The following is a 25,858-nucleotide window of genomic DNA, read 5'->3' on the forward strand; positions in this document are numbered from 1 at the left end:
GTTAAGGTGATAAACGGAATTCTGCTTTTCCGTTCACAGTGTAGGGTGACAATGAAATATTTTCATTATTTAAACTGAGTGATACAGCCGATGCATCATCCAGACGAATCTGGAATGGCGCTTCACCATTCAGTTGCAAGCTCGATGCCTGACGGCCAGTTGCCAGAACATTACCCGCCGAGTCGACAATATGCACCGAAGTCGGACGGTTAAAATCAAGTTTCAGCTGATCACCGGAAAGTGCGGCACCTGTATCCAGATTCAGAATCTCGACATTAGAAGCGCCTACTCCAGAGACTTCACTGCTATTTTGGGAATTACTGCTCGACCAGTTCTGAATCATGGCAAACAGTGCGCCCAAAATCAGCAAAAGTACCAGCGTAATAAAAATGCGCTTTAACCACTTACGATTACGGTCACGCTTGGAACCTGGTAATTTCCCCATAATTTTAATTGGAGAATTGTTCAGGGCATGATTCGGCAGCAACCCGGTATCATTGGTATAGATTTCATCAAAACGCTGAATAATACTAGACGCATCTACACCCAGAAATTTGGCATAAGTCCGGTAATAACCTTTGATAAAGGTCGCTTCAGGCAAAGACTTATATTCATCCTGTTCCAGTGCAGTCAGGGTTTTGACCGGAATATTCAGCTCTTTCACTACATCTTCCAGATTGCGCTGCTGATTGATACGAATCTGGCGCAAGTACTCGCCCGGACGTTGAATATTTCCTAACGCATTTGGAGCTACGCTCGAATGATTCGATGGTGAATTAGGATTTACTTCCATACGGCCTCAGTACTGTACTGTAATTGCAAATAACGTTGGTATTCCTGGCTTTCAGGAAAAAGTGCACGTAACTGGTTGACCAATACCTGCATACCCAACTGATCACCTCCGGCACGCGCAGTGCGAATGCCAATCCAGAGTGCACGGGCACCCTGATTTTTCTGCCCCACACCACGCACAAACTGTTGATACATTTGTGTCGCCGCCGGGAACTGCTGGTTCAAATAAAATATTTCTGCCAACTCTAACATTGAAATATAAGAATCGCGATTGGCTTGCAGCGCCTGTTTGAATGATTTTTCAGCATTTGCTGTATCACCCAGTTTCAGGTAAATCCGCCCCATATTTTCCAGTGCGCGGAATCGCTGATCATAACCCAACGTGGCACCAGCAATTTGAAACTGCTCGATCGCATCATTATAGCGTTCAAGCTGATATAAATAAGTGCCGTAATTATTTCGTGCCTGCGCATTTTTCGGATCTGCCGAAATCGCGCGCTTGAAATAATGATCTGCTTTTTCGAGATTAAGCTTACTACCTTCCTGTTGCAGTAGCACGCCCATCATCATATTTGCTTGAGAATCACGCGGAGTAGTCTCAAGGGCCTGATCCAGCGCACGTTTGGCTGCATCCAGGTCACCTGTTCTCAGATATTCTACCGCCAATTGGGTACGGACTTTGGTGGCCTTTTCAGGATCTTTCTGACCCAAATCTGGCGTCTGACACGCGACTAAAACCAAAGACACACATACTGTTGAAATCAAAGCAAACTTTGATGTTAGATTTCTCAACTGGCGACCTCTTATTATCCTTGTGAGCGCATGATCTCATTCGATTGCGCAATTTTCTTTTTCCACTGTTCCGCACGACGGGTACGGTCAGCAACTTGTCCGACTAACTGTCCGCACGCGGCATCAATGTCATCACCGCGTGTCTGACGAATCGTACACACAAAACCGGCATCAGACAAAGTTTTTTGGAAAGAAATAATCCGGTTGCGGCTTGAGCGGCCATATGGCGCATGCGGGAACGGATTAAAAGGAATCAAATTAATCTTGCTTGGCAAATTCTTCAACAGCTTAATCATTTGCTGGGCATGTTCAGGATGGTCATTCACGCCATCTAACATCACATATTCAATGGTTACATGCTTACGTGAACTTTCGTTACCATCTTTGGCAATATAACGCTGACATGCTGCAATCAGCTGCTCAAGCGGATATTTTTTATTGATCGGCACCAGCTCATTACGCAGTTCATCATTTGGCGCATGCAATGAAATAGCCAGCGCCACGTCAATATCTTTGACCATCTGATCGATTTTCGGCACAACACCAGAAGTCGATAAAGTCACACGACGTTTTGACATGCCGTATGCAAAGTCATCCAGCATAATACGCATTGAATTCAATACTGCATCGTAGTTGAGCAATGGCTCGCCCATGCCCATCATCACCACGTTCGTGACTGAACGTTCACGCTCAAGTACAGGCACATCTTCCATATAGGAATAGTTCGCCATCCAGAGCTGACCGATAATTTCGGCTTGAGTCAAATCACGCTGGAAACCCTGTTTACCGGTTGAGCAGAATGAACAGTCCAGTGCACAGCCCACTTGTGAAGAAATACACAAAGTGCGACGTAAACCACTGCGATGTTCAGCAGGAATCAATACGGTTTCGACGAGGGAACCTTCACCGTCGCCAACACGGAATACCCATTTACGGGTACCATCTTTAGAATAGTTTTTATGCACCACTTCAGGCGCTTTAATTTCACAAATCTTTTCCAGTTTTTCACGCAGTTTGCCGGAAATATTGGTCATTTCAGCAAAATCAGTCACAAAGAACTGATGAATCCATTTCATCACCTGCCCGGCACGAAACTTCTTCTCACCCATGTCCTCAAAGAATTTTTCCATTTGCGGACGTGACATGCCAAGTAAATTCACTTTCTCGACAGTATTTGCCTGTGCTGGAGCGGATGGAGTGTGTTGCTGTGGCTCAGAAACTGCTGATACAGCGACTGCTTCAGTACTCATGTGTATTACCTAAACCATGTCTAAAGATGAAAGGAGAAGCTCAATATGTGAGCAAAGAATTATTCAGAGAATAAAAAAACCAGATAAGTATAATAACACTTATCTGGCTTGAATACTGCGAATTAACGAGTACGTGGAGCAATCTCAGTTTGAGCGAAGAAGTAGTTAACTTCACGATCAGCAGATGCTACAGAGTCAGAACCGTGAGCAGCGTTTTCATCGATGCTTACAGCGAAATCTGCACGGATAGTACCAGGAGCAGCTTCTTTAGGATTCGTCGCACCAAGGATGTCACGGTGAGCAAGAACAGCGTTTTCGCCTTCAAGAACTGAAACAACAACTGGACCAGAAGTCATGAATGCAACTAGGTCAGCAAAGAAACCACGTTCTTTGTGCTCAGCATAGAAGCCTTCAGCTTCAGCTTGAGTCAAATGTTTCATTTTAGTTGCAACAATTTGAAGACCAGCTTTCTCGAAACGAGCAAAGATGTCGCCGATGTGGTTTTTAGCAACTGCGTCTGGTTTAACGATAGATAAAGTACGTTCGATAGCCATGATAGGCTCCTTAAGTCAATTGTTGACATGAAAATTTGGCGCATTATACCGAGATAACGCGCATTTTTCTGCTTTTCATCTGTAAAAAAATGCTTTTTTAAGATGAGGCCTTAGCGTGCCTCGTCAATCCATGCCATTTGAATGGCTTCAAGCAAACCTTCAGTCGACTTGGTTGGATCATCTTCAAACTCAGGCAAAGCACACACCCAGGCATGTAAATCAGTAAAACGAATCCACTGCGGGTCCACATCTGAATGCGCTTCATAGAGTTCAATCGCGATATCGAGCGTGTCAGTCCAACGTAAACCCATCTCTATTTCTCACCATAATTGCTTTGATGCTGTACTTTAACAAATCTGTGAAAATCTGCGAGCCTTTGCTCCGGCTTTCACTTATTTTTACAGCACAATATTCAGATAAGGCGCGGTCAGGACAATGGCAATTGCCATCATGCCACCCAGAATTGCGCCAACTGCCACATCACTTGGATAATGCAATCCCAGCACCATTCGGGACACTGCGACCAGAACCGTAAAAGGCAACATCAGCATCAGTAATAAAGGTGCGACATAACCTAAAACGGTGGTTGCCATCACGGCATGCAAGGTATGCCCGGAAGGAAAACTGAAATGATCCAGTGGATGCTCACCCAAACGGATCACTTGATGTACCTGATAAGGACGTGGTCGTACAGTTTTGATTTTAAGCACCTTGTAAATCATAGTACCTATAGTACTTCCCAAAATCAGATAAACAATCTGCACGGTATAGATCAAGCCTTGCATGATCCAAACCAGTATCAGCATGAAATACCAAAATGCACCATTTCCTAAGCGGCTAATCATTTTAAAAAAAGTGGCAATACGGACTGAATGCGAAAAATGATTCAGATAAACACAGCCTTTCAAATCGATTTCTAAAAATTTAATCTTTACATTCTGGAGTTTCACACTGGTGCTCCTTTCTTGTTTTATATCCTGTATTCCTGATGCTGTATCAGTGAATACAGTGCCTGTTCAAATTGCCGGACCGGATATTGCCAGCCTACTTTTTCGGCTTTTTTACGTGCTTGCGCACCCATCTGCTGCAATTTTTGCTGATCAGGCAATCCGAGCATCTGCTGGATCAACCCCTGCTGATGTCCAAGTCTACTCAACCATCCCGTTTCACCATGCTGCACATGCAAGTTTGCACAAGCATAATCATAAGCAATCACAGGCAATCCGCTAGCCATCGCCTCCAAAACCACATTACCAAAGGTCTCAACCTGACTGGCAAAACAGAAGACATCCGCACTGGCATAGGCTTCCGATAAAGCCTGACCACTTAAACTTCCCATAAAAATAACATCTAGGGATTTTGCCAGTTGCATTAGTCGTTCACGATCAGGCCCATCACCCACAATGACCAATTTCGTTCGTGCATCCATAGCCAACATCGAACGATAGGCAGAAATTAAAACATCCACTTCTTTTTCAGGAGATAGCCGTCCGACATAGAGCATCACGCGGGTATGTTCATCTGCTTGCCACTGTTGTCTCAGTTTTGCTCGATAATGTGAGGGAGAAAATCGACTATGGTCCACACCTCGTCCCACCACCACCAATGGACAACTAAAACCTAATCGATGCAAGGCATCTGCAGTATCTTGGCTCGGTACACAGGTAAGTTGAGTATTGTTATGAAACCATCGTAAATAATGTTGTACAGGCTTCATTAAAAACGCTAAATCAAAGAAGCGACTAAAATCATGAAAGGCCGAGTGAAAGCCACTGGAAACAGGAATCTGTAATGAACGCGCCAGTTGGAGCATAGCAAAACCCAAAGGCCCTTCAGTGACTATATGCACAATGTCGACTTGGGCTTTTTTTAAAGCTTTACTGAGTTTGATCAGTTGCGGCCAGCCAAATTGTAAACCTGAATATTTAGGAATCGACTGCGCTCGAACCAAACACTCTTGATCAGGTCGAAAATCCTGACAACTTTCGGACTGTTCTGGGCGTATTAAAAAAATGGAGTTGCCTTGTTGCTGCAAGCCCTTACACAGTTGCAATAAAGAATGTGCAACACCATTAATTTCTGGCGCCCACGTATCTGTCACAATGGCGATTTTTAGAGGGGGCCGGATTAGTGTTTGAATTGAATAGTTATGTTGAAATTTAGGATTGAGGTTCTGATTTTTGAAAGAAAATTTGAATAATTTATTCGATCGTTGTTCAAACTGCGTTGGATAATTGAGCAGATTCATTAAACACTCTTATATCGTTATATTTTATTCAATCTTAGAACACACATGTGAATATTTTATGACCACAATAAATTAATGAAAACCCGCTTATTAACATACTTATAAATAAAAAGTCCAAGAGTCACATATGAAATCTTGGACTAAAATAATGAATACTGCATATCCATTCTCTTTAAAAAATTATATCAACAGAAACCCTATCTTTATACACACCTGCAGGCACACCATTATAGGGATTATCTTGCAGTTGAACGGCAATTACATATTTCTGTCTTTCAGATGGTGCTTGTCTTAATTGAACCCCCCATAAATTTTGCCCAGCACCTTGCAAATTTAATTGGGTCCGCAACTTATAAGGCCCATTGGAAACATAGCTTGTTCCACTTGCATTGGTAAGGTTTTCGCTGTTAAAAACAATCGAATAACCTTGATCACAACGCACATTAAATGAAGTTGCAGCTTGACTATGCCTATAACTACTTAATCGCATATTTGAGTTTGAAAAACCATCAATTGCACATTGTTGTGTTGCTTGTGCTGATGTTGCCATCCACGCACTCAACACCAATATTATATATTTTTTCATAATTCACCTATTTACATAAAACATCCAAAATCTCGTGTTCCGGATCTTGGAATTGATTTTGCGAAACCACAACATCTGCTTGGCAAGTTTGACCTCCTTGTAAATTTACGAAAAATTTATATGCTGCTGCTTGGGTTGCATAGACATAAACCACTCCTTTACTGTCTACAAAATATGGTTCTTCAGTTTTATCGTTAACGACAACTTGAGCACCACGAATCAAAGGTTGCCTTTGCGCATCAATTAAACGAACTGCTATTCGCTTAGTTTGATAAATTGGGAAATTAACTTTATAGCCCCGCTGATCTAAACCAACTATTTTCTTCGAAGCATAATCAAAAGTTTCATCCATATTTAATTGGTTCTGATCAAAAGATAAGTCATATTGAATATATGGAATAATATTATGTACAAACATATATCCTTTCTGATTGGTCTTCCCAATCAAAGATGAAGAACGGTAAATATCTAAATCTGCATGATCACTTACATTTAACAAAGCAAATGAATTATTAACATATTTAGTTAAAGCAACCTGATTACCCAACCAAACCAATGCGCCATTAAAATTCACTTGACTTAATCGTCCATCACTATATTCATCATGCGAGAGCCTCAAATCACCAACATTTGTTTTCCACAGTCCGTATCCATTTAAATTAACCTCATTATCCATATGGTTAACACCCACGGTATAATCAAACCCTTCTTGACCAATTGTCGTTCGAGAATAGTTCAAACGGGTACTTTCATTTTGTGTATAATGATCCAAAGTTAGCCGACGTCGATCACCCCAATCATAGTTAAAGACAATATTAAATCCTGAATCGCTATCCCCACCAAAATCTTTAAAATATCCAAAAGCGACATCTAACTTCGGTGTCAATCTCTTACCTAAACTCAGATTAAGCACTTTACGATCATCAAGACTCACTTCATCATTGTTATAATAAGTCTGATCAATATAATTTAATCCTACACTATCCAAATAATTAAGATTTGTAAGAGTCAAATAAAATAGATTGGTCATTTTTTTATACGTTAGAGTATCCTCAAGATCTAAATACCTATATTCTTTTGAATATATTTGACTTTGCATACCCACAGACCACCAAGCAAAGTCACGACTTATTCCTAAAGAAGCTGCATAACCATTATTATCATCTGCGTTACTTCCTGATAATATCGTATCTAATAAAACATAATTCTTAATGGCTTGAGTCCACAATAAACTCACATTTTGGACTTTATCGCTATATAGCATATCCGTACCAAGCGTCGAGTAATTATTAATTCCGCTACGATATAAAAGCTTAGTAAAAAAATCTCGATAATCACTTTCCACTTCATCATATCCGTACCGAAGTTTACCTATAGAAATATTAAATTCATCCAACTTTGGCTTTAACAAACGGTTATTAATATATATAGGAAAATTTCGAACAGTCCGATTACCCAGAATATCTTCTACAACAATTTGTGCATTTCCTGATTTATTTAATAAACCACTGGTTGGTAGTGAATAATTTCCAGGTCCAACATTTTCTCGATACAGATTGACTCCATTCAAATATAAATCAACCGTTGAAGGTACTGCAGCACTCCCCTGTAATGTTGGGCTATTCCAGTACACAAAGTCTGGGCGTGCGATATAATTGGTTCCAAAACTAAGCCCACCAAAGCGAAATGAATTATTTAAACTGTTTAAAGATGTCGTGTTATCTCCTAATGTCAAACGCCAAAATTTATCAGGGAATTCTAATTCAAATACACTTTCAACCCTGAGAAATTTACTCTCAGTATCAAGAGGATTATTTCTATAAATAAATGAATTTTTAAATAACCAATAATCTTTAAAAATACCAAGCTCTGCTAAGGTATTAAACTCTTCTTCAACCTCATCACGTGAGTACAACAAGCTATAATTTAAAAATCCACCAAAGCTTGCTTTACTCGGCGTGTTGTACACAAAATTATTGCTCGAATTGGCGAAGTACTCAGCGGGAATGGTAATATTTAAGCTCTGGAGTGATGGATCTTCAGTGAAGGTAATGGAAGGGCTTGCCAAACTACAAAAATCTTTTTTAACACTGTCCTTCTCTAACTTTTCAACCACAATTCCAATATTTGATAATGCTGTACATTCAATAAATTTTTTTCCTAAACGATCAAAAGCAACACTTTCCACTCCATAGTCCACACCATTGACCCAAATATTGACAATGGCTGTGTTGAGCTGCTGGTCTGACGTTGGTGTAAGCACTTCAGCACTTAAGCTCACTTGGCTTACAGTAACAACCATAAATAAAAAAAAATTTCTTTTTATCATAGCATCACCCTTTGATCATAAATTCTAAGTATTTCTCATCATCTTCTGTTTTAATTTTAATTTTAATTTCACCATTAGTTTTAAAACCTTCTAATGGTATTTCAATAGTATTACCACCAAGCACATATTGGCTTAGTGCCATTTTGGTCATCGTTATACCTTTAGCATCTATAACCTGTAACTCAGTCAACTTAACATGAGAGCTCCCCTTATTTTCAACATAGATTATTTGTGATACATCTGCCTTTTTCAAATTAACTGAAAGTTTAGGGTCTGCTTGAGGTCCCACAAATAAAGGCAATGAAAAGTTAAATAAAAAGTTAATCGCTGTGTTTTCAGCAACTGGCGTTACTTCTTTAAAGATGACTCGCCACGTACCTTCAGTTGCCAATACTGGTGGCTGAGTAAATCCAACACGCACCAACTGCTTTGACTCAGGCTTAAGTTCAAAAATTTTAGGGTTAAATAAGATCGATTCATCTTCGATCAATATATCTTCACCTTTATTATCTTGAGACCACTTAAAAGCTAAAACCTCAAAAAGTTTTGATGTCGATAAACCCGTGCTTTCCACAACTACAGTTGTACTTTTTTGTCTTGTAGGGTCTTTAAGATACATTTGAATGGGACTAAATTGAATTCCAGCATGTGCAGTCAACGTCCAAACTACCCCCAAAAGAATAAAAATCAATGATCGAAACATATATCCACCTCTTATTCTTTTATGAAGAAAGAAGTTGGAGATGTGTTAAAACACCTCCAACTATGAGTATGAAGTTATCTAGGTGTTAGAATTTGACTTCGACCTTATATGTACCTTTGTAGGTACCAGCATAAGTCGACATTGCATCTAAACCTGCTGATGAAGCCTGAACAGTATATTCATGCTCTGTACCATCCCAATTAATTACTGTAGGACTGCTATAAGGACCACCAGCACCGGTTGTCGTTACAGCTACAGGAACAGTGCGACTTCCATTAGCTAAAGTCGTTGGCGCTGTAATTGCCAAGAAATAATTTGCATTGGTGCGAACTTGGAACTTTGTTGAGTCTGTATAACTGTTGGTTTTATCCAAAGTTAGTAGTGATTCATCAATATCAAGATCGCAGTGTTTTTCTACTACCAAATCAATATCAATCTTACCCTTACAATCACCTGAAGAACCACAACCATGATTTCCAGAATGGTGCCCACCGCCTGGGTGCCCACCACCGCCTGGGTGCCCACCACCGCCTGGGTGCCCACCGCCTGGTTTACCACCAGCATATGCTGCTGTCCCTAAACTTAAAACTAATGCTGACATCGTTACTTTGATTAATTTATTCATAGCAATTACTCCATTCTCTTTAGAGATTTATTAGTATGCGCATCCAAGGTATTTATTAATAAAATCCAATTAATTTCACTTCCCCTAGGTGCTGACTCATTCTTATTCAAGTTGAGAAAAAAAGAACCTAAGATCCCATATTCACATGACTCATCATGCAATATTATTTTTTGTAAAAATTAAAATTATGTAATTGTAATTTATTAAATATTTTTAATTTATTTATTTATTTTTATTTACTTTTCCTGTTTATCCCAAATTTTGGGGATTTTTTTCATATCCCTATTTTCAGGCATAACATATCTAATTGTTTTTATTAACCTTAACCATATTAAAAATAATATAGACTGTTACATATTTCACCAAATATTTGTGAAATAGTTCAAAATAATTTTCAAACAAAACAATATTACGTGAATATTCAACTATATTAATAGTAAAGACCGATTAAATTTAAATTTTAAATAGAATCTCAAATGTATAATCACCACTTTCAGGTATGTCTTTTGAAACGCAATACAAGAATTACGTCACCAAATACTGAGCCTTTGTATTAAATTACAGGTTTTGAAACACGGCTTAGTTTCCAATGTTAAGCTTTTGTAAATCATATTTTCTTTCTTTAAATTTCAGATTTTTGTTTTTCAAATTTTTAGAATCTCATTTATTACATGAATTATCACGCATATTGAAATTCAGCCCCTCTCTTTCAACGCACTTTTTACTTTGATTTTTTATTCAAAATACTGACTACCTCTTTTAAAACTGCCTACATACTTCTTTAGAAAATTCTATAAATAAAAAAAAGCCCCAAGTTATGGGGCTTTTTAAAAAATTTAACTTACTCACTGACTGGATAAAGCAATCCTTGATCGACTCGAAAGATTTGACCTGATCCAAAGTCAATCTGCTGCAACTCTCCTTTTAATTTTGGGAAGCCAGCAATTTTTTCCAATTGTGGTGAGCGTTGAAAATTCTTCGTTTTAGGATTGTACATCCAATAAATAAATCGCTTATCTTCTATTTTTCGACCATCAGAGGTATCTGAAAGTACAACATCATAGTATCCATCAAAGTTTACATCTAAGAATCCCATACTATTCCCAAAAGCATTAAAGCCTTGTAATGACTGTAGTACTTTGCCATTTGATTTATTAATCACATCTACGCGTTTTAGAGACTTCCCATAAGGTTGGTCTGCGGATTGCACCCCATAAAACTTAAACAGCAGGATAGGTTTATCTGCAGCTTTAAACGCAGGTTCAAACTGTAGATAACTTGTAGATGGTGGTGCCGTTTGTTCCGTCAGTTCAGCTTTAAACGAGCCTGTATTTGCATTCAATGTACCTGCCAATCGATAAGCTGTTGCAGCACTTTGTTCAGTCCCAACATTGACTGAATTCAGATCTATAAAATCTGCTTTTTGAGTCCCTTTAAAGTTAATTTGTTTGGGCTCTTGCAGATCAGTCAAAGTCCCGTGCGGATTCCATATTCCAGCATACAAGTCTAAGAAATAGCGCCCTTCAGTCGAACGAAGCATCCGCTGCATGGATATGCGAACATCAGGTAAAGGCTTTAACTCAGGCTGTGCTATATCTGCATCTTGTGCAAAACCCACCACAGGCAGACAAAGAGCGAGTAAAAGAGAGAGTTTTGATATTTTCATTGCAATTACACACTCCATACAGCATGAATAATGCCTACTCTATCACAACCTAAATTCAACACAGATGACACAAATATAGGAGTTTTGAAACTATCTATGACTCAAACCATTAGATTAAATTGGTGCCGCTTTTAAAGCCCATGTTTCCAATCTTTGGCATCCCCATTAAAAACATCTTTTTTGACTGAGAAATAAAATTTTGTTCTTTTATTGCTCTACAACTTTTTTTACTTGAATACAAGGAAGAAAAAGTACTGCTTTGAATGAAGCCCAAAAAGCAAATCACTGTTGTGGACGCAAAGAGGTCACGTACTGCCTTTTATCCTTTCTAGGTACTTAGCAAATTTAAATACCACTCAAATGAGTGGGCTTTCACATTCAAATCAATTGATTGGAGAAATTAGTTTTTCTCTTTATCAACGGTTTTACTTGCCTTTATGCTGATTTCAGTAAGGCATAAAAAAGCCCCTGTTAAAAACAAGGGCTTTTTGACTTAGATATCAGAACTTAGTTCTTTTCTTTGTCTACGATTTTGTTCGCTTGGATCCAAGGCATCATCGCACGTAACTTGTTACCAGTAACTTCGATACCGTGAGCCGCGTTTTGACGACGACGAGCAGTCATAGATGGATAGTTCAACGCACCTTCTTGAATGAACATCTTCGCGTATTCACCAGATTGAATACGTTTAAGTGCATTACGCATTGCTTCACGAGACTGTTCGTTAATTACTTCAGTACCCGTTACATATTCGCCGTATTCAGCGTTGTTTGACACTGAGTAGTTCATGTCCGCGATACCGCCTTCGAACATCAAGTCAACGATCAATTTAAGTTCGTGTAGACATTCGAAGTACGCCATTTCAGGAGCATAGCCCGCTTCAACCAGAGTTTCGAAGCCCATTTTAACCAATTCAACAGCACCACCACAAAGAACTGCTTGCTCACCGAAAAGATCAGTTTCAGTTTCTTCACGGAATGAAGTTTCGATGATACCTGTACGGCCGCCACCTACGCCTGAAGCGTAAGAAAGAGCAACGTTACGCGCATTACCAGAAGCATCTTGGTGAATCGCGATAAGGTCAGGAACACCTGAACCACGTTGGTATTCAGAACGTACTGTGTGACCAGGAGCTTTAGGCGCAACCATGATTACGTCTAAGTCAGCACGTGGAACAACTTGGTTATAAAGAATCGAGAAACCATGAGCAAATGCTAAAGTAGCGCCTTGCTTGATGTTTGGCTCAATTACGTCACGGTAAAGTTGAGATTGGAACTCATCTGGAGTCAAGATCATCACTACGTCAGCTTGTGCTACAGCAGCAGGAACTTCAGCAACTTTAAGACCTGAATTTTCAGCTTTCTTCCAAGAAGCAGAGTTCGCACGTAAACCTACAGTGACATCAACGCCAGAATCTTTTAGGTTAAGCGCATGCGCGTGGCCTTGTGAACCGTAACCAATGATCGCTACTTTCTTAGATTGGATGATAGATAAGTCACAGTCTTTATCGTAAAAAATTTGCATTGCTGTCTCCGCTTAAATGCTTGTTTGTCCGTTAAATCAGGCAATGATCCTTAAATTTACATTGCCTGATACCCTCTTCTTATTTAGAGGAGGAAATACTTAAAATTTAGATGGTGAGTACTTTTTCGCCGCGTGCGATACCGGATACACCTGAACGTACCACTTCTAAAATCGTGTGTTCTGCAAGTGCATCAATAAACGCATCCACTTTTTCAGTTGTACCCGCGATTTGAATGGTATAGGTCGTTGGTGTTACATCGACAATCTGACCACGGAAAATATCCGCAGTACGTTTGATTTCGTCACGCGATGAACCCAATGCTTTGACTTTGATCAGCATCAATTCACGCTCAATATGCGCACCTTCAGACAGGTCAACCACTTTCACCACTTCAACCAGCTTGTTAAGCTGTTTAGTAATTTGCTCAATCTTGTGATCATCGCCATAAGTGGTCAATGTCAAACGTGAAAGCGTTGGATCTTCAGTCGGGGCAACATTCAATGTTTCGATGTTGTAGCCACGCTGTGAGAACAAACCCACTAAACGGGAAAGCGCGCCTGATTCATTTTCTACGAGTACAGAGATAATATGTCTCATTTCGTGCGCTCCCCTTTAGCCAACCACATATCCTGCATCGACTGACCCGCAATCAACATCGGATAAACGTGCTCGGTACGATCTACCATCACGTTAATAAATACACACTTGTCGTTAATCGCCATTGCTTCTGCAAGCTTAGACTCTAGTTCATCGGCATGATTAATCTGAATACCGACATGACCATAGGCTTCCATCAGTTTGGCAAAATCAGGCAATGAATCTACATAAGAACTTGAATGACGTCCTTCATAGTTCATATCTTGCCACTGCTTCACCATCCCTAAAGACTGGTTATTCAGGCACAGGATTTTGACGTTCAGGCCATATTGCTTACAGGTCGACAGTTCCTGGATACACATCTGAATCGATGCTTCACCAGTGATACACACTACTTGCTGTTCTGGGTATGCAAGCTTCGCAGCCATTGCATACGGCAAGCCTACACCCATGGTGCCTAGACCACCTGAGTTGATCCATTGACGTGGACGTTTGTATTTGTAATACATCGCACCAAACATTTGATGCTGACCGACGTCAGAAGTAATGATCGCTTCGCCATTGGTCACTTTGTCCAATGCCTGAACCACTTGTTGTGGCTTCATTACACCATCAACACCTGCTTCAAAACGACCGCCATGAACCTTGCGCCATTCATTGATCTGTTTCCACCATGCCGCAATCGCTTCAGGATTTGGCTTAGAAACATTAAGCTGTTTCAACTGGTTCAGCATCTCATTCAATACAGGCTCTACAGCACCGACAATTGGAATGTGCGCCATAATGGTTTTTGAGATTGTCGCTGGGTCGATATCTATATGAATGACTTTAGCATTTGGACAGAATTTTGCAGGATTGTTGGTCACACGGTCATCGAAACGCGCACCCACACACAGAATTACATCTGCATTGTGCATGGTCATGTTAGCTTCATAAGTACCGTGCATACCCAACATACCGATGAACTGTTCATCATCACCCGGGAATGCGCCAAGACCCATCAAGGTATTGGTCACTGGATAACCCAATAGATGCGCCAATTCTGTTAATTGTGCTGAAGCATTGCCTTGAACCACACCACCGCCTGAGTAAATCACAGGACGTTTAGCATGGATCAGTTCTTCAATCGCTTTACGAATTTGACCTGAGTGACCACGGAACGGTGGCTGATACGAACGCATCTTCACTTTTTCTGGGTATTCGTAAGCAAATTTCTCTGCAGGATTGGTCGCATCTTTTGGAATATCGATCACTACAGGACCTGGACGACCTGAAGACGCGATATAGAAGGCTTTCTTGATAATCGCAGGAATTTCGCTGGCATGACGCACCTGGAAGCTATGTTTCACGATAGGACGTGAAATACCGACCATATCGGTTTCCTGAAATGCATCTTCACCAATCAGATGACTCGCAACCTGACCTGACAAAATCACCATCGGGATTGAGTCCATATAGGCCGTTGCAATTGGCGTTACCGTGTTGGTTGCGCCCGGACCTGAAGTCACCAGCACAACACCGGTCTTGCCTGTCACGCGTGAGTAAGCATCGGCCATGTGACCAGCAGCCTGTTCGTGACGTACGAGATAATGATTGATTCTGTCTTGTTGAAATAGCGCATCATAAATATGAAGAACTGCGCCGCCTGGGTATCCAAAAACATGTTCAACGCCTTCGTCCGCTAATGCGCGAACAAGCATTTCACCACCAGATAGAAGTTCCAACGTGATTCACCCTAATATTATTCACTGCACAAATGGGAGGCATTTGCAGTGTTTCGTTTGTTAACTGTCTGCACTGTTATAGCACACAAATTTCATAGTTTTCAAAGCAATAGGAAAAAAATCTGATCTCTTCGCTGTTCGAGCAATACGGGATCTAAAACATGTTGGGATAAACATATTTTGCTTAGCTTTGTTCAATTTCTCGGCTAGAAAAATCGCCCACTGCATGAAATGACACTTAGTCGAAGGGTGATCGGTCTAAGGCATATAAAACTATTGCAGCATTCTTGTGTTTTCAGGCTTTAAAGTCAAGTTTAAAAAACAGACAATCCATACTTACTAGTGCCTAGATCTGCTGTTTTTAACAGCAATATCAGCTCATAGCCATGCATTGACTGTCTTGTCTATTCATCTAATCCAATAAAATTCATAGAGTTAATGGTTTAATTTTATAAATTTTTAATATGTCTTATATAAAAAAAATGAATGAATTTTTATTAAATGAAAGGAAATTGTTTATCAATAAATTTTGTATACGAAGATTTGTCTCTGATTTCTTATACGCTAGATTGAGCTTATTTAAGCAGTTAGCTTTGAATAAAGCAGATAAAAATCCATCATTTTTACTGAAAATATCACTACAATAATTGCAGTATTCCATGCCTAGCAAGCCGAGGCCCAAGAACAATGAAAATATCTTTTTTAACCGCCTTCAGTTTGAGTTGCGCAGTTGTTTTGAGCATCTGTAGCACCAGCGCTTCCGCGATCCAGTATCATAAATGGGTCGATGCGAAAGGTGTCACGCATTATACCAAGACGCCACCACCAAAATCTGCGAAAAAAGCCACCACAGTGGATACTTATGGCTGGAAAAATTCAGCCCCGGCATCTCCAAGAACAGCTGAAACTGAAGTTCAAACCGAGAACACACCTCAAGAACAACAGCAACAAGCCCCTCAAGTTCCTGCGAATCAGGACCAGCAACAACGTGAAGCCAACGAAGCCTTGCAGCAATCTAAAAATCGTGCAGTTGCTTTATAAGACACCTCTATATAGAACAGCGTGTTTTTTCTTCGGGAAATGCCGGCGCAAAATTCACTTTTAGGTGCATTTTGCGCTATGCTGTGCAACAGACTTTTTTCACCGTAATTCACTGATACGTTTATGACTACTCACATTGATTCCGAATATCAAGCCAGTGCGATTGAGCCTCAAGTCCAACAGGATTGGGAATATCGCAAAGCCTTTAAAGTTGCCGACAAAGTAGAAGGTCCACGTCGTTATATTCTCTCGATGTTCCCTTACCCAAGTGGCAAGCTACATATGGGTCATGTGCGTAACTATACGATTGGTGACGTGATCAGCCGTTTCCATCGCTTAAAAGGTGAAACTGTCCTGCAACCGATGGGTTGGGATGCTTTCGGTCTGCCTGCTGAAAACGCAGCGATTGCACACCAGGTTGCACCGGCAAAATGGACATTTGAAAATATTGCTTACATGCGTGACCAGTTGAAAAAACTCGGTCTAGCCGTAGATTGGGATCGTGAATTTGCGACCTGTACCCCTGAATACTATCGTTGGGAACAATGGCTATTTGTTCAGCTTTATAAAAAAGGCTTGATCTACCGTAAGCTTTCAACCGTGAATTGGGATCCGGTCGATCAGACTGTTCTTGCCAACGAACAGGTTGAAAATGGTCGTGGCTGGCGTTCAGGTGCATTGGTAGAAAAGCGTGATATTCCAATGTACTACTTCCGCATCACTGATTATGCGCAAGAGTTACTTGACGATTTAGACACGCTTAAAGATGGCTGGCCACAACAAGTGTTGACCATGCAGCGTAACTGGATTGGCCGCTCACAAGGGATGGACATCACTTTCCCTTCAGCAAATCCTGACGTGTATGCAGATGGTTTAACGGTATTTACTACCCGTGCCGATACCTTGATGGGCGTGACCTATGTTGCAGTTGCAGCAGAACACCCGATGGCGCTGAAAGCGGCTGAAACAAACCCAGAATTGGCTGCATTCATTGAAGAATGCCGTATGGGTTCTGTGGCAGAAGCGGATCTTGCGACTGCCGAGAAGAAAGGCATGGCAACCGGTCTTTCTGTGAAGCATCCTGTGACTGGCGAAGAAGTTCCGGTTTGGATCGCCAACTATGTATTGATGTCTTATGGTTCAGGTGCAGTGATGGCAGTTCCATCACACGATGAACGTGACTTCGAATTTGCCAATAAATATGGCTTGACCATCAAGCAAGTGATTGATGCTAAAGGCGCAGATGATGCTGACTTTGATGCGACTCAATGGCAAGAATGGTATGGCTCGAAAGAAGGTAAACTGGTCAATTCAGCCGAATTTGACGGTCTAGATTTCCAAGGTGCATACGATGCATTCCTTGCTAAATTAGAACCAACAGGCCTAGCAAGTTCTAAAGTTCAATTCCGTCTACGTGACTGGGGGGTTTCCCGTCAGCGTTATTGGGGTTGTCCAATTCCAATGATTAACTGTCCATCATGTGGTCAAGTGCCAGTGCCAGAAGATCAACTTCCTGTTGTATTACCAACGGATGTGGTTCCAGATGGTTCAGGTAACCCGTTGAACAAAATGCCTGAATTCTACGAAACGTCATGCCCAAGCTGTGGTGGCGATGCTCGTCGTGAAACAGATACGCTGGATACCTTCGTAGAATCATCTTGGTACTATGCCCGTTATGCATCTCCCGACTTTACGGGTGGCATGGTAAAACCAGAAGCTGGCCAAACTTGGTTGCCTGTAAACCAGTACATCGGTGGTGTTGAACACGCGATTCTGCATTTGTTATATGCGCGTTTCTTCCACAAATTGATGCGCGATGAAGGCGTAGTACAAGGCAATGAACCATTCACTAACTTGTTAACGCAAGGTATGGTGCTAGCAGATACCTTCTATCGTGAAGCTGAATCTGGCAAGAAAACCTGGTTTAACCCTGCGGATATCGAACTTGAAAAAGACGAAAAAGGCCGTGTGCTTTCTGCCAAATATAAAGAAGATGGCCAAGAAGTTGTGGTTGGCGGTCAGGAAAAAATGTCGAAATCGAAAAATAACGGTATCGACCCGCAATCGATTATTGACCAGTACGGCGCAGATACGGCACGCGTGTTCATGATGTTCGCAGCACCACCAGATCAATCACTGGAATGGTCTGATGCCGGTGTTGAGGGTGCAAACCGCTTCCTGAAACGTGTATGGCGTTTAGCAACAGGTTTCCTTGAAAAAGCGAATACTGCTGCCAGCATCGACAAAACTGCTCTTTCAACGGCCGCGCAAGACCTACGTCGTAAAACTCACGAAACCATCCAGAAAGTCGGTGATGACATCGAACGTCGTCATGCATTTAACACTGCCATTGCTGCATTGATGGAACTTCTAAACGCGAACAACAAATTTGAAGCCCAAGATGACAATGACGTGGCGGTTGCACGTGAATCGATTACCACGCTGTTAACTTTACTTGCACCATTTGCACCGCATTTAAGCCAGACTTTATTGGCTGAATTTGGGATTGAATTGAATTCAACTTTATTCCCTGCGGTAGATGAATCTGCGCTGACACGTAATACACAAACGATTGTGGTTCAAGTCAACGGTAAACTCCGTGGTAAGTTAGAAGTATCTGTAGATGCCTCTAAAGATGACATCTTGGCTCAAGCCAAAGCATTGCCTGAAGTCCAACAATTCTTGACCGGTCCAACCAAGAAAGAAATTGTAGTACCGAATAAATTAGTGAATTTGGTGGTTTAAGTCCTTACATTACCTCTCCTTTCAGGAGAGGGTTAGGGAGAGGTAAATATATAAACCCTCATCCTAACCTTCTCCCAAAGGGAGAAGGAACTTTATGAAGGATTTCACAATTCCCAAACAAAGCCCGTTGCCAGCCAACGGGCTTTGACTTTACAATCCAGTTCAGGATTTCAAATATTCCCCTTCGGGAAGCATAGAGGGCAACACATGCATTTGGGCAAACGTTTAGCAGCAATTGTTTTAACTTGTGGTCTGAGTGCAGGCTTAGTCGGCTGTGGTTTTCACCTGAAAGGAACCAATCCGAGCTCCGCACCTGTTGCTTACTCTGTCATGAGCCTGTCTTTACCGCCCAACACTGAAGAACTGCAAGAGAAAATGGCAGTTTACCTCGCTGCTGCAGGCGTACAGCTAAGTAATGCACCTAAAGCTTATGTGTTACGTGTCCTGGATTACACTCCTCGCCGTCTGGAACTGAACGGTAAACTGGTTGAAACCTTATTACGTTTAAACGTGACTTTCCGGATTGAAGATGCACAAGGCAATCCGATCACTGAACCACGCACTGTCGTGGCAACACGTACGTATCAATATAATATTGAAACGGTTAACACCGATGATCAGGAACAAAAATATCTGAATCAGGTCATTATTGATGATGTGGCGCAGCAGATTGCACGTCAGATTTCATCGAACCGCCTACCCTTAGCCAAACAAAATACCTCAGCGCAACCTGCTCAATAAGACCTCTTTATGAAACTTGATTATCTGCAAGCCCTGAAACGTGTCGATGAAGCTCGCGGTGCTTGGGTCTTGCATGGTCAAGAGCCTTTGCTGGAACAGAATTTAATTGATGCCTTTCGGGCCAGCTGGCAAAAGCAGGACATTGAACGTCAACGCTATGACATTAGTTCGGTCGCCGACTGGAAAACCGTCTTTAATGCCTTGAACAGCTTGTCGCTGTTTTCAACCCAGTTGGCGATTGAAGTACATGGCAATATCAAACCGGATGCCAGCGCAATCAAGTTACTGAAAAACTATTTGCAGCATAATGAACAAAACCTGCTGTTGGTGGTGATGCCCAAACAGGATAGTAATAGCCTGAAATCCAGTTTCTTTCAGCTGATTGATGCCAATGGTGTGAATGTTTCGCTGGTGGCCAATTATCCAAAAGACCGGCAGCAGATTCTGGGTATTGAAGCTGAAAAACTCGGCATTCGTTTAGCCAATGATGCCTGGCAATGGCTGGAACAACATCATGAGCACAACCTGCTTGCAGCAAAGAACAGCCTGATGCGGGTTAGCGATACCTTTGCTGAAGTCGATATCATTCAGGTTGATCATTTATATGCATGTTTACAAGATCAGTCACGTTATAGCACCTATGATTTGAGCGATGCCCTGCTACAAGGTAATCTTTCCCAGTCGATCAAAATTTTTCAGTATCTAGTCGTTTCAGGTGAACCGATGAGCCTGATTTTATGGAGTCTCAGCAAGGAAATGCGTCTGTTGATGCAGCTGTTTGAACAACCACAAAATGCCTTGCAAATCGGGATCTGGAAAACCAAAGTCGGGTTATATCAACAGGCTTTGCGCCGTCTCAGTCCGCAGACTTTTCTGGCCTGGCCGGGGTTATTATTAAGAATTGATGCCTCAATTAAAGGACTTGGACATGAGAATCCTGAGCATCTGGTACTACAGGCGATTTCCAGTATCTGTGACAAGCCCCTATTTCACTAAGTCTTTGTCAAAATTCGAAAAATAAAATAATAATCATTCCTATTAGTTTAAAAAAATACACGATTTATCCTAATTTCGCTTTTATAATCGTTCACAATTCTCTGATTTTGAACCGATATTGATCATGCCAAAAATAAAACCGACGAAATTGATTATGGCCGCCGTGATTGCCATTGCGCTCATCGCTGCGGGGTGGTACTTCCTCAAACCCAAAGAACAGCCTCCGCAATATATTACGGCTGAAGTCACCCAGGGCGATATCGAAAGCTCTGTACTGGCGACTGGTATTCTGGAAGCGACCAAGATGGTCAGCGTGGGGGCGCAGGTTTCGGGTCAGGTCAGAAAAATGTATGTAGAACTGGGCGATCAGGTCAAGCAAGGTCAGCTGATTGCGCGGATTGACTCCGTTCGTCAGGAAAATGATTTAAAAACCGCTGAAGCCAGCATTAAAAATCAGATGGCACAACTTGCAGTAAGACAGGCGAATTTGGCCAAAGTTGAAGCTGAATACAACCGTCAAAAAGCCATGTATGCACAGGATGCCACTTCTCGCTCAGAGCTAGAATCTGCATTTGCGAACTATAAAACAGCACAAGCGGATATTACTGCCATCAATGCACAGATTGAACAGTCACGTTTGACGCTGGCGACTGCCAAAGAAGATCTTGGCTATACCCAGATTGTGGCCCCGATGGATGGCACAATTGTGGCAATTGTGACCGAAGAAGGTCAGACTGTAAACGCTAATCAAAGTGCGCCGACCATTGTCAAACTGGCCAAACTCGACACCATGACCATTAAAGCTGAAATTTCTGAAGCAGATGTCATGAAAGTTGAAGAAGGTCAGACGGTTTATTTCACCACCTTAGGTAATAACGAGAAAAAGATTTACGCTAAACTGCGTCAGGTTGAGCCTGCGCCAAATTCAATTAATACCGATAGCAATACATCAAGCTCATCTTCAAGTTCTGCGGTGTATTACAACGCATTGTTCGATGTCCCGAATGAAGATGGCAAATTGCGTATTGATATGACGGCGCAAGTTTATATCGTGCTGGATGAAGCCAAAAATGTACTGACCATTCCTGCTGCAGCCATTCAAGGTTCAAACCGTCCGCCACGTGCCAATCGTGGTGAAGCTCGTGGTGAGGGTTCTCGCGGTGAAGGCGGCCCGGCATCACGTTCTGAAGCTGAATCGGCTCAAGGCAACCGCCCTGCCGCTGAACGTCCAGCGCGTCTAAACCTGTCTGAAGCAGAACTTGCGCTGATTGAGCAAGGTAAAGCACAGCGTGGCATGGTTCGTGTCTTGCAAGCCGATGGTACTGCAAAACCAACCCCTGTATTAATCGGTTTGAATAACCGCGCGACTGCGCAAGTGCTGAAAGGTTTAAAACGTGGTGATCAGGTGGTGATTGCCGATGGTTCTGATACCTCCAATGATGCAGCAAAACGCGGTGGCAATAGCCGTGGCCCAATGAGAATGTAAGCATGAATTCACAACAACAGCCTCTCCTCGAGGTGAAAAATCTGGTTCGTGAATTCCCTGCGGGTGAAAGCACGGTCCAGATTTTAAAAGGGGTGAATCTGGAGATTTATCCAGGTGAACTGGTGGCGATTGTCGGCCAGTCCGGTTCCGGTAAATCAACCCTGATGAACATTCTGGGTTGTCTGGACAAACCAACTACCGGTAGCTACAAGGTCAAAGGCCGTGAAACCCGCGAACTGGAAGCGGATGAACTCGCGCAATTACGCCGTGAATATTTCGGCTTTATTTTCCAGCGTTATCATCTGCTGGGCGATTTAAACGCAGCAGGCAATGTCGAAGTTCCTGCGATTTATGCTGGTGCAGATTCATCTGAACGGCATGCACGAGCCGTCAAGATTCTGACCGATCTGGGGCTGGGTGAAAAAACCCTGAACCGTCCGAGTCAGCTCTCTGGTGGTCAGCAGCAACGGGTTTCGATTGCCCGTGCGCTGATGAATGGCGGTGACGTGATTTTGGCCGATGAACCGACAGGTGCATTGGATAAGAACAGCGGTATTGAAGTGATGCGTATTTTGCGTGAACTGAATGCCAAAGGTCATACCATCATTCTGGTCACGCATGATCATAATGTAGCGAAAAATGCGACGCGTATTATCGAGATCTCGGACGGCAATATCATTTCCGACCAACCCAATGTTCCTGAAGTCGAAGAGCATCTGGAAAAACAGCCGCTAATCCGCAGTGAACAAAAGAAGATTTCTTCATGGCGTTCTGCAGTTGACCGTCTAGGTGAAGCCTTTCGTATGGCCTTGCTGGCCATGAATGCACATCGCATGCGGACTTTCCTGACCATGCTCGGAATCATTATCGGTATCGCTTCGGTGGTCTCGGTGGTCGCGCTGGGCAATGGCTCACAAAAACAGATTCTGGAAAATATCAGTAGTCTGGGGACCAATACCATTACTGTATTTCAGGGTCGAGGCTTTGGGGACAATTCCAGATCTTCACAGTCCAAAACCCTGATTCCGGCCGATGCCGATGCGCTGGCTGAACAACCGTATGTCGATGGCGTCAGCCCATCGGTGAATAGCAGTGTCACCGGCCGTTATAAAGAAATCGAAGCTTCAACCACGGTCAACGGCGTCAGTGAAGATTTCTTTTATGTGCGTGGCATGACTTTCCAGTCCGGTCAGCCCTTTGACCGCAGTAGCGTCATGCAACAGGCACAAGATGTTGTCATTGACACCAATACCAAAAATACCTTCTTTAAAGATGGTACTAATCCGGTGGGACAGGTGATTTTACTCGGTAGCGTCCCGAGCCGGATTATCGGGGTGATTGATGCACAAAAAGGCATGATGGGCAATAATGACAGCCTGAATGTCTACCTGCCGTATTCTACCGTGATGAGTCGTATGCTGGGGCAATCTAACGTTCGCAGCATCATTGTGCGGATTAAGGATGAATATCCAAGTGCGGCGGCTGAAAATGCAATTTTAAACCTGTTGGTACAGCGCCATGGCGCGCAGGATGTGTTTACCCAGAATGCCGACAGTATTCGTGAAACCATTCAGCAGACCACAGCGACTATGACGCTTTTAATTTCGGCGATTGCTGTGATTTCACTGGTGGTCGGCGGGATCGGGGTGATGAATATCATGCTGGTGTCCGTGACTGAACGTACTCAGGAAATTGGGGTGCGGATGGCAGTGGGTGCACGTCAAAGTGATATTTTGCAGCAGTTCCTGATTGAAGCAGTGCTGGTGTGTATTTTAGGCGGTATTTTGGGGGTGCTGCTCTCGCTCGGGATTGGCCAGCTAATTACCCACTTTGCCGGCGGTACTTTCCAGATGGCCTATTCAACCACTTCGATTGTGGCTGCCTTTGTCTGCTCAAGCCTGATCGGGATTGTGTTTGGCTTTATCCCGGCACGTAATGCCGCTCGTCTGAATCCAGTCGATGCGCTTTCTCGCGAATAAGGAACCTGATATGCAAATGAATTTAACCAAGCTTGCCAGTGCCCTGTTGCTGGGAAGCTCGCTGACCGGTTGTGCGGCAGTGGTAAAAACACCTTATGAGCAGCCTGCGATCAATATGCCGGGCAACTTTCAAAATAATAAGGTTTTAAGTCAGCAGATCCATGCCGACATTCTGGCAGATCAATGGTGGACCTTATTTAAAGATCCGCAATTGAACAGTTTGGTCGATCAAGTGCTGGCGCAGAATACAGATCTGGCGGTGGCTGGCATCAGTTTACAGCAGGCGCGCATTCAGGCCAGACAGGCACAAAGCCAGCAAGGCGTCCGTGTCCGTGTCGGTGATGCACGAATTTCAACGGGCCAGCGTTTTGATCTGGAGGGTGGCAGCAATGCTTCGACGGGTCTTTCACTGGGCTATCCGGGCTTAAGCTATGAACTGGATCTGTTTGGCAAACTGGCCAATCAGACTGAAGCGGCGCGCTGGGAGGCCTTAGCCTCTGAAGAAGACTTGCAGGCAACTGCTCAGAGCCTGATCGGCACCACAGCGCAACTCTATTGGCAACTGGCTTATCTGAATGAACGTTATAGCGTGGTACAGCAAAATCTGGCGACCGCGCAAAAAACCTATGATCTGGTGCGAGTGCAATATCGTGCCGGCGCAGTATCCGGTCTGGATTTAACCCAGGCGGAACAGGCGATTCAAAGCCAACAGGCAACCTTAAGCCAGATTGAACAACAACGTGTGGAAACACGTACCGGACTCGCGGTATTGCTGCACATGCCGGTTCAACAGCTCGCGATTCAAGAGCCAAGCCGTTTACCGAATATTCAATTGCCGAGTATTCAGGCTGACTTACCGGCGAGTTTATTGTCACGTCGTCCTGACCTTCGAGCGACTGAACTGCGCTTGCGTAAGGCACTGGCCAATAAAGATGCCAACAAAGCCAGCTACTATCCATCCATTAGTTTGACCGGCAATCTGACCACCGGTATTGGCAGCAGTACGTCCCTCTCGAATGCACTGAAAAATCCGGTTGCAACTTTAGGTGCAGGTCTGACCTTGCCTTTCCTGCAATGGAATGACATGAAACGTGATCTGCAAGTCAATGAGCTGGAATATGAAAAAGCCATTATCCAGTATCGCCAGACCATGTACGAAGCCTTTGCCGATGTGGAAAATGCCTTGTCGAATCGTACTGAGCTCACTAAGCAGGTTGCATTACAGCAACGCAATGTTGAGCTGACAGAAAGAACTGAACGCTTGACTGAAGTGCGTTATCGTAATGGTGCGGTGGCGTTGAAAAACCTGCTGGATGCACAGGAAACTACGCGCAATGCGCGGCTGTCTTTGGTGCAAACCAGACAGAACCAGTACAATGCTTATGTCACCTTGATGCAGGCATTGGGTGGTAGCCCGATTAAACAATTACCTTAACAAAGCTTGATCCATAAAAAAACCGCTGTCAGACAGCGGTTTTT

The 25,858-nt window shown here is 42.8% G+C and carries 22 protein-coding genes; 7 read left to right on the forward strand and 15 right to left on the reverse strand.

Annotated elements, in window-relative coordinates; genetic code table 11:
* Position 1 precedes the first annotated feature (1 nt).
* The 15 genes from ACO1B7_RS04590 to ACO1B7_RS04660 form a co-directional block, all read right to left on the reverse strand.
* Entirely contained in the window at positions 2-793 is a 792-nt protein-coding gene (locus ACO1B7_RS04590; RefSeq protein WP_262466553.1) for a helix-turn-helix domain-containing protein, read from the reverse strand.
* Positions 784-1,584, reverse strand: coding sequence for a type IV pilus biogenesis/stability protein PilW (pilW, locus tag ACO1B7_RS04595; RefSeq protein WP_005261820.1), 801 nt, complete (start codon positions 1,582-1,584; stop codon positions 784-786). The genes ACO1B7_RS04590 and pilW overlap by 10 nt, the downstream gene beginning before the upstream one ends.
* Positions 1,585-1,598: 14 nt before the next feature.
* Positions 1,599-2,834, reverse strand: coding sequence for a dual-specificity RNA methyltransferase RlmN (rlmN, locus tag ACO1B7_RS04600; protein ID WP_004278358.1), 1,236 nt, complete (start codon positions 2,832-2,834; stop codon positions 1,599-1,601).
* Between the two features lie 122 nt (positions 2,835-2,956).
* The gene (gene ndk / locus ACO1B7_RS04605; protein ID WP_004647460.1) at positions 2,957-3,388 is read right to left on the reverse strand and encodes a nucleoside-diphosphate kinase; all 432 of its coding nucleotides are present in this window, start codon (positions 3,386-3,388) and stop codon (positions 2,957-2,959) included.
* Between the two features lie 110 nt (positions 3,389-3,498).
* On the reverse strand, positions 3,499-3,699 hold the full coding sequence (gene iscX, locus ACO1B7_RS04610) for a Fe-S cluster assembly protein IscX (RefSeq protein ID WP_423089856.1): 201 nt from the start codon (positions 3,697-3,699) through the stop codon (positions 3,499-3,501).
* Between the two features lie 87 nt (positions 3,700-3,786).
* A complete protein-coding gene (locus ACO1B7_RS04615; RefSeq protein ID WP_004278361.1) occupies positions 3,787-4,338 on the reverse strand; it encodes a phosphatase PAP2 family protein in 552 nt (183 codons plus the stop codon).
* A 20-nt stretch (positions 4,339-4,358) separates the two neighbouring features.
* Complete coding sequence (locus ACO1B7_RS04620) at positions 4,359-5,636, reverse strand: glycosyltransferase family 4 protein (protein ID WP_004278362.1); 1,278 nt, start codon at positions 5,634-5,636, stop codon at positions 4,359-4,361.
* 172 nt (positions 5,637-5,808) lie between these two features.
* Positions 5,809-6,222: a hypothetical protein gene (locus ACO1B7_RS04625; RefSeq protein WP_004278363.1), complete on the reverse strand. Its 414-nt coding sequence runs from the start codon at positions 6,220-6,222 to the stop codon at positions 5,809-5,811.
* A 7-nt stretch (positions 6,223-6,229) separates the two neighbouring features.
* Complete coding sequence (locus ACO1B7_RS04630) at positions 6,230-8,551, reverse strand: fimbria/pilus outer membrane usher protein (protein WP_004278364.1); 2,322 nt, start codon at positions 8,549-8,551, stop codon at positions 6,230-6,232.
* A 4-nt stretch (positions 8,552-8,555) separates the two neighbouring features.
* Entirely contained in the window at positions 8,556-9,254 is a 699-nt protein-coding gene (locus tag ACO1B7_RS04635) for a fimbrial biogenesis chaperone (protein WP_004278365.1), read from the reverse strand.
* Positions 9,255-9,339: 85 nt separating this feature from the next.
* The gene (locus ACO1B7_RS04640) at positions 9,340-9,879 is read right to left on the reverse strand and encodes a hypothetical protein (protein ID WP_004278366.1); all 540 of its coding nucleotides are present in this window, start codon (positions 9,877-9,879) and stop codon (positions 9,340-9,342) included.
* 841 nt (positions 9,880-10,720) lie between these two features.
* On the reverse strand, positions 10,721-11,545 hold the full coding sequence (locus tag ACO1B7_RS04645) for an XAC2610-related protein (protein WP_155115782.1): 825 nt from the start codon (positions 11,543-11,545) through the stop codon (positions 10,721-10,723).
* 507 nt (positions 11,546-12,052) lie between these two features.
* Positions 12,053-13,069 (reverse strand): ketol-acid reductoisomerase, encoded by a 1,017-nt coding sequence (gene ilvC / locus ACO1B7_RS04650; RefSeq protein WP_004278368.1) that lies wholly within the window; start codon positions 13,067-13,069, stop codon positions 12,053-12,055.
* Positions 13,070-13,175: 106 nt separating this feature from the next.
* Positions 13,176-13,667: an acetolactate synthase small subunit gene (gene ilvN, locus ACO1B7_RS04655; RefSeq protein WP_004278369.1), complete on the reverse strand. Its 492-nt coding sequence runs from the start codon at positions 13,665-13,667 to the stop codon at positions 13,176-13,178.
* Positions 13,664-15,391: an acetolactate synthase 3 large subunit gene (locus ACO1B7_RS04660; protein ID WP_004278370.1), complete on the reverse strand. Its 1,728-nt coding sequence runs from the start codon at positions 15,389-15,391 to the stop codon at positions 13,664-13,666. The genes ilvN and ACO1B7_RS04660 overlap by 4 nt, the downstream gene beginning before the upstream one ends.
* A 687-nt stretch (positions 15,392-16,078) precedes the next feature.
* Between ACO1B7_RS04660 and ACO1B7_RS04665 the strand changes: the two genes are divergently transcribed.
* The 7 genes from ACO1B7_RS04665 to ACO1B7_RS04695 all read left to right on the forward strand — a co-directional run bounded on the left by ACO1B7_RS04665 (position 16,079) and on the right by ACO1B7_RS04695 (position 25,814).
* Positions 16,079-16,432, forward strand: coding sequence for a DUF4124 domain-containing protein (locus ACO1B7_RS04665; RefSeq protein WP_005103228.1), 354 nt, complete (start codon positions 16,079-16,081; stop codon positions 16,430-16,432).
* Between the two features lie 123 nt (positions 16,433-16,555).
* Positions 16,556-19,177, forward strand: coding sequence for a leucine--tRNA ligase (gene leuS / locus ACO1B7_RS04670; RefSeq protein WP_423089857.1), 2,622 nt, complete (start codon positions 16,556-16,558; stop codon positions 19,175-19,177).
* A gap of 207 nt (positions 19,178-19,384) precedes the next feature.
* Positions 19,385-19,918 (forward strand): LPS-assembly lipoprotein LptE, encoded by a 534-nt coding sequence (locus tag ACO1B7_RS04675; RefSeq protein ID WP_423089858.1) that lies wholly within the window; start codon positions 19,385-19,387, stop codon positions 19,916-19,918.
* Positions 19,919-19,927: 9 nt separating this feature from the next.
* Positions 19,928-20,914, forward strand: a complete 987-nt coding sequence (gene holA / locus ACO1B7_RS04680; RefSeq protein WP_004278374.1) for a DNA polymerase III subunit delta — start codon at positions 19,928-19,930, stop codon at positions 20,912-20,914.
* A 124-nt stretch (positions 20,915-21,038) separates the two neighbouring features.
* Positions 21,039-22,400 (forward strand): MacA family efflux pump subunit, encoded by a 1,362-nt coding sequence (locus ACO1B7_RS04685; protein ID WP_004647446.1) that lies wholly within the window; start codon positions 21,039-21,041, stop codon positions 22,398-22,400.
* Between the two features lie 2 nt (positions 22,401-22,402).
* Positions 22,403-24,379: a MacB family efflux pump subunit gene (locus ACO1B7_RS04690; protein ID WP_004647445.1), complete on the forward strand. Its 1,977-nt coding sequence runs from the start codon at positions 22,403-22,405 to the stop codon at positions 24,377-24,379.
* Between the two features lie 10 nt (positions 24,380-24,389).
* Positions 24,390-25,814, forward strand: a complete 1,425-nt coding sequence (locus tag ACO1B7_RS04695) for an efflux transporter outer membrane subunit (RefSeq protein WP_004647444.1) — start codon at positions 24,390-24,392, stop codon at positions 25,812-25,814.
* Positions 25,815-25,858 lie beyond the last annotated feature (44 nt).

It is taken from the genome of Acinetobacter lwoffii, assembly GCF_049367455.1.
In the GTDB taxonomy this organism is placed as follows: Bacteria; Pseudomonadota; Gammaproteobacteria; order Pseudomonadales; family Moraxellaceae; genus Acinetobacter; species Acinetobacter lwoffii_W.

Coding starts and splice junctions, on each gene's coding strand:
- ilvC (WP_004278368.1), bottom strand. CDS start 13,069: ATGCAAATTTTTTACGATAAAGACTGTGACTTATCTATCATCCAATCT.
- rlmN (WP_004278358.1), bottom strand. CDS start 2,834: ATGAGTACTGAAGCAGTCGCTGTATCAGCAGTTTCTGAGCCACAGCAA.
- ACO1B7_RS04620 (WP_004278362.1), bottom strand. CDS start 5,636: ATGAATCTGCTCAATTATCCAACGCAGTTTGAACAACGATCGAATAAA.
- ACO1B7_RS04695 (WP_004647444.1), top strand. CDS start 24,390: ATGCAAATGAATTTAACCAAGCTTGCCAGTGCCCTGTTGCTGGGAAGC.
- leuS (WP_423089857.1), top strand. CDS start 16,556: ATGACTACTCACATTGATTCCGAATATCAAGCCAGTGCGATTGAGCCT.
- ACO1B7_RS04665 (WP_005103228.1), top strand. CDS start 16,079: ATGAAAATATCTTTTTTAACCGCCTTCAGTTTGAGTTGCGCAGTTGTT.
- holA (WP_004278374.1), top strand. CDS start 19,928: ATGAAACTTGATTATCTGCAAGCCCTGAAACGTGTCGATGAAGCTCGC.
- ACO1B7_RS04640 (WP_004278366.1), bottom strand. CDS start 9,879: ATGAATAAATTAATCAAAGTAACGATGTCAGCATTAGTTTTAAGTTTA.
- ACO1B7_RS04690 (WP_004647445.1), top strand. CDS start 22,403: ATGAATTCACAACAACAGCCTCTCCTCGAGGTGAAAAATCTGGTTCGT.
- ACO1B7_RS04675 (WP_423089858.1), top strand. CDS start 19,385: ATGCATTTGGGCAAACGTTTAGCAGCAATTGTTTTAACTTGTGGTCTG.
- ndk (WP_004647460.1), bottom strand. CDS start 3,388: ATGGCTATCGAACGTACTTTATCTATCGTTAAACCAGACGCAGTTGCT.
- ACO1B7_RS04645 (WP_155115782.1), bottom strand. CDS start 11,545: ATGAAAATATCAAAACTCTCTCTTTTACTCGCTCTTTGTCTGCCTGTG.
- ACO1B7_RS04590 (WP_262466553.1), bottom strand. CDS start 793: ATGGAAGTAAATCCTAATTCACCATCGAATCATTCGAGCGTAGCTCCA.
- ilvN (WP_004278369.1), bottom strand. CDS start 13,667: ATGAGACATATTATCTCTGTACTCGTAGAAAATGAATCAGGCGCGCTT.
- ACO1B7_RS04630 (WP_004278364.1), bottom strand. CDS start 8,551: ATGATAAAAAGAAATTTTTTTTTATTTATGGTTGTTACTGTAAGCCAA.
- ACO1B7_RS04685 (WP_004647446.1), top strand. CDS start 21,039: ATGCCAAAAATAAAACCGACGAAATTGATTATGGCCGCCGTGATTGCC.
- ACO1B7_RS04635 (WP_004278365.1), bottom strand. CDS start 9,254: ATGTTTCGATCATTGATTTTTATTCTTTTGGGGGTAGTTTGGACGTTG.
- ACO1B7_RS04625 (WP_004278363.1), bottom strand. CDS start 6,222: ATGAAAAAATATATAATATTGGTGTTGAGTGCGTGGATGGCAACATCA.
- iscX (WP_423089856.1), bottom strand. CDS start 3,699: ATGGGTTTACGTTGGACTGACACGCTCGATATCGCGATTGAACTCTAT.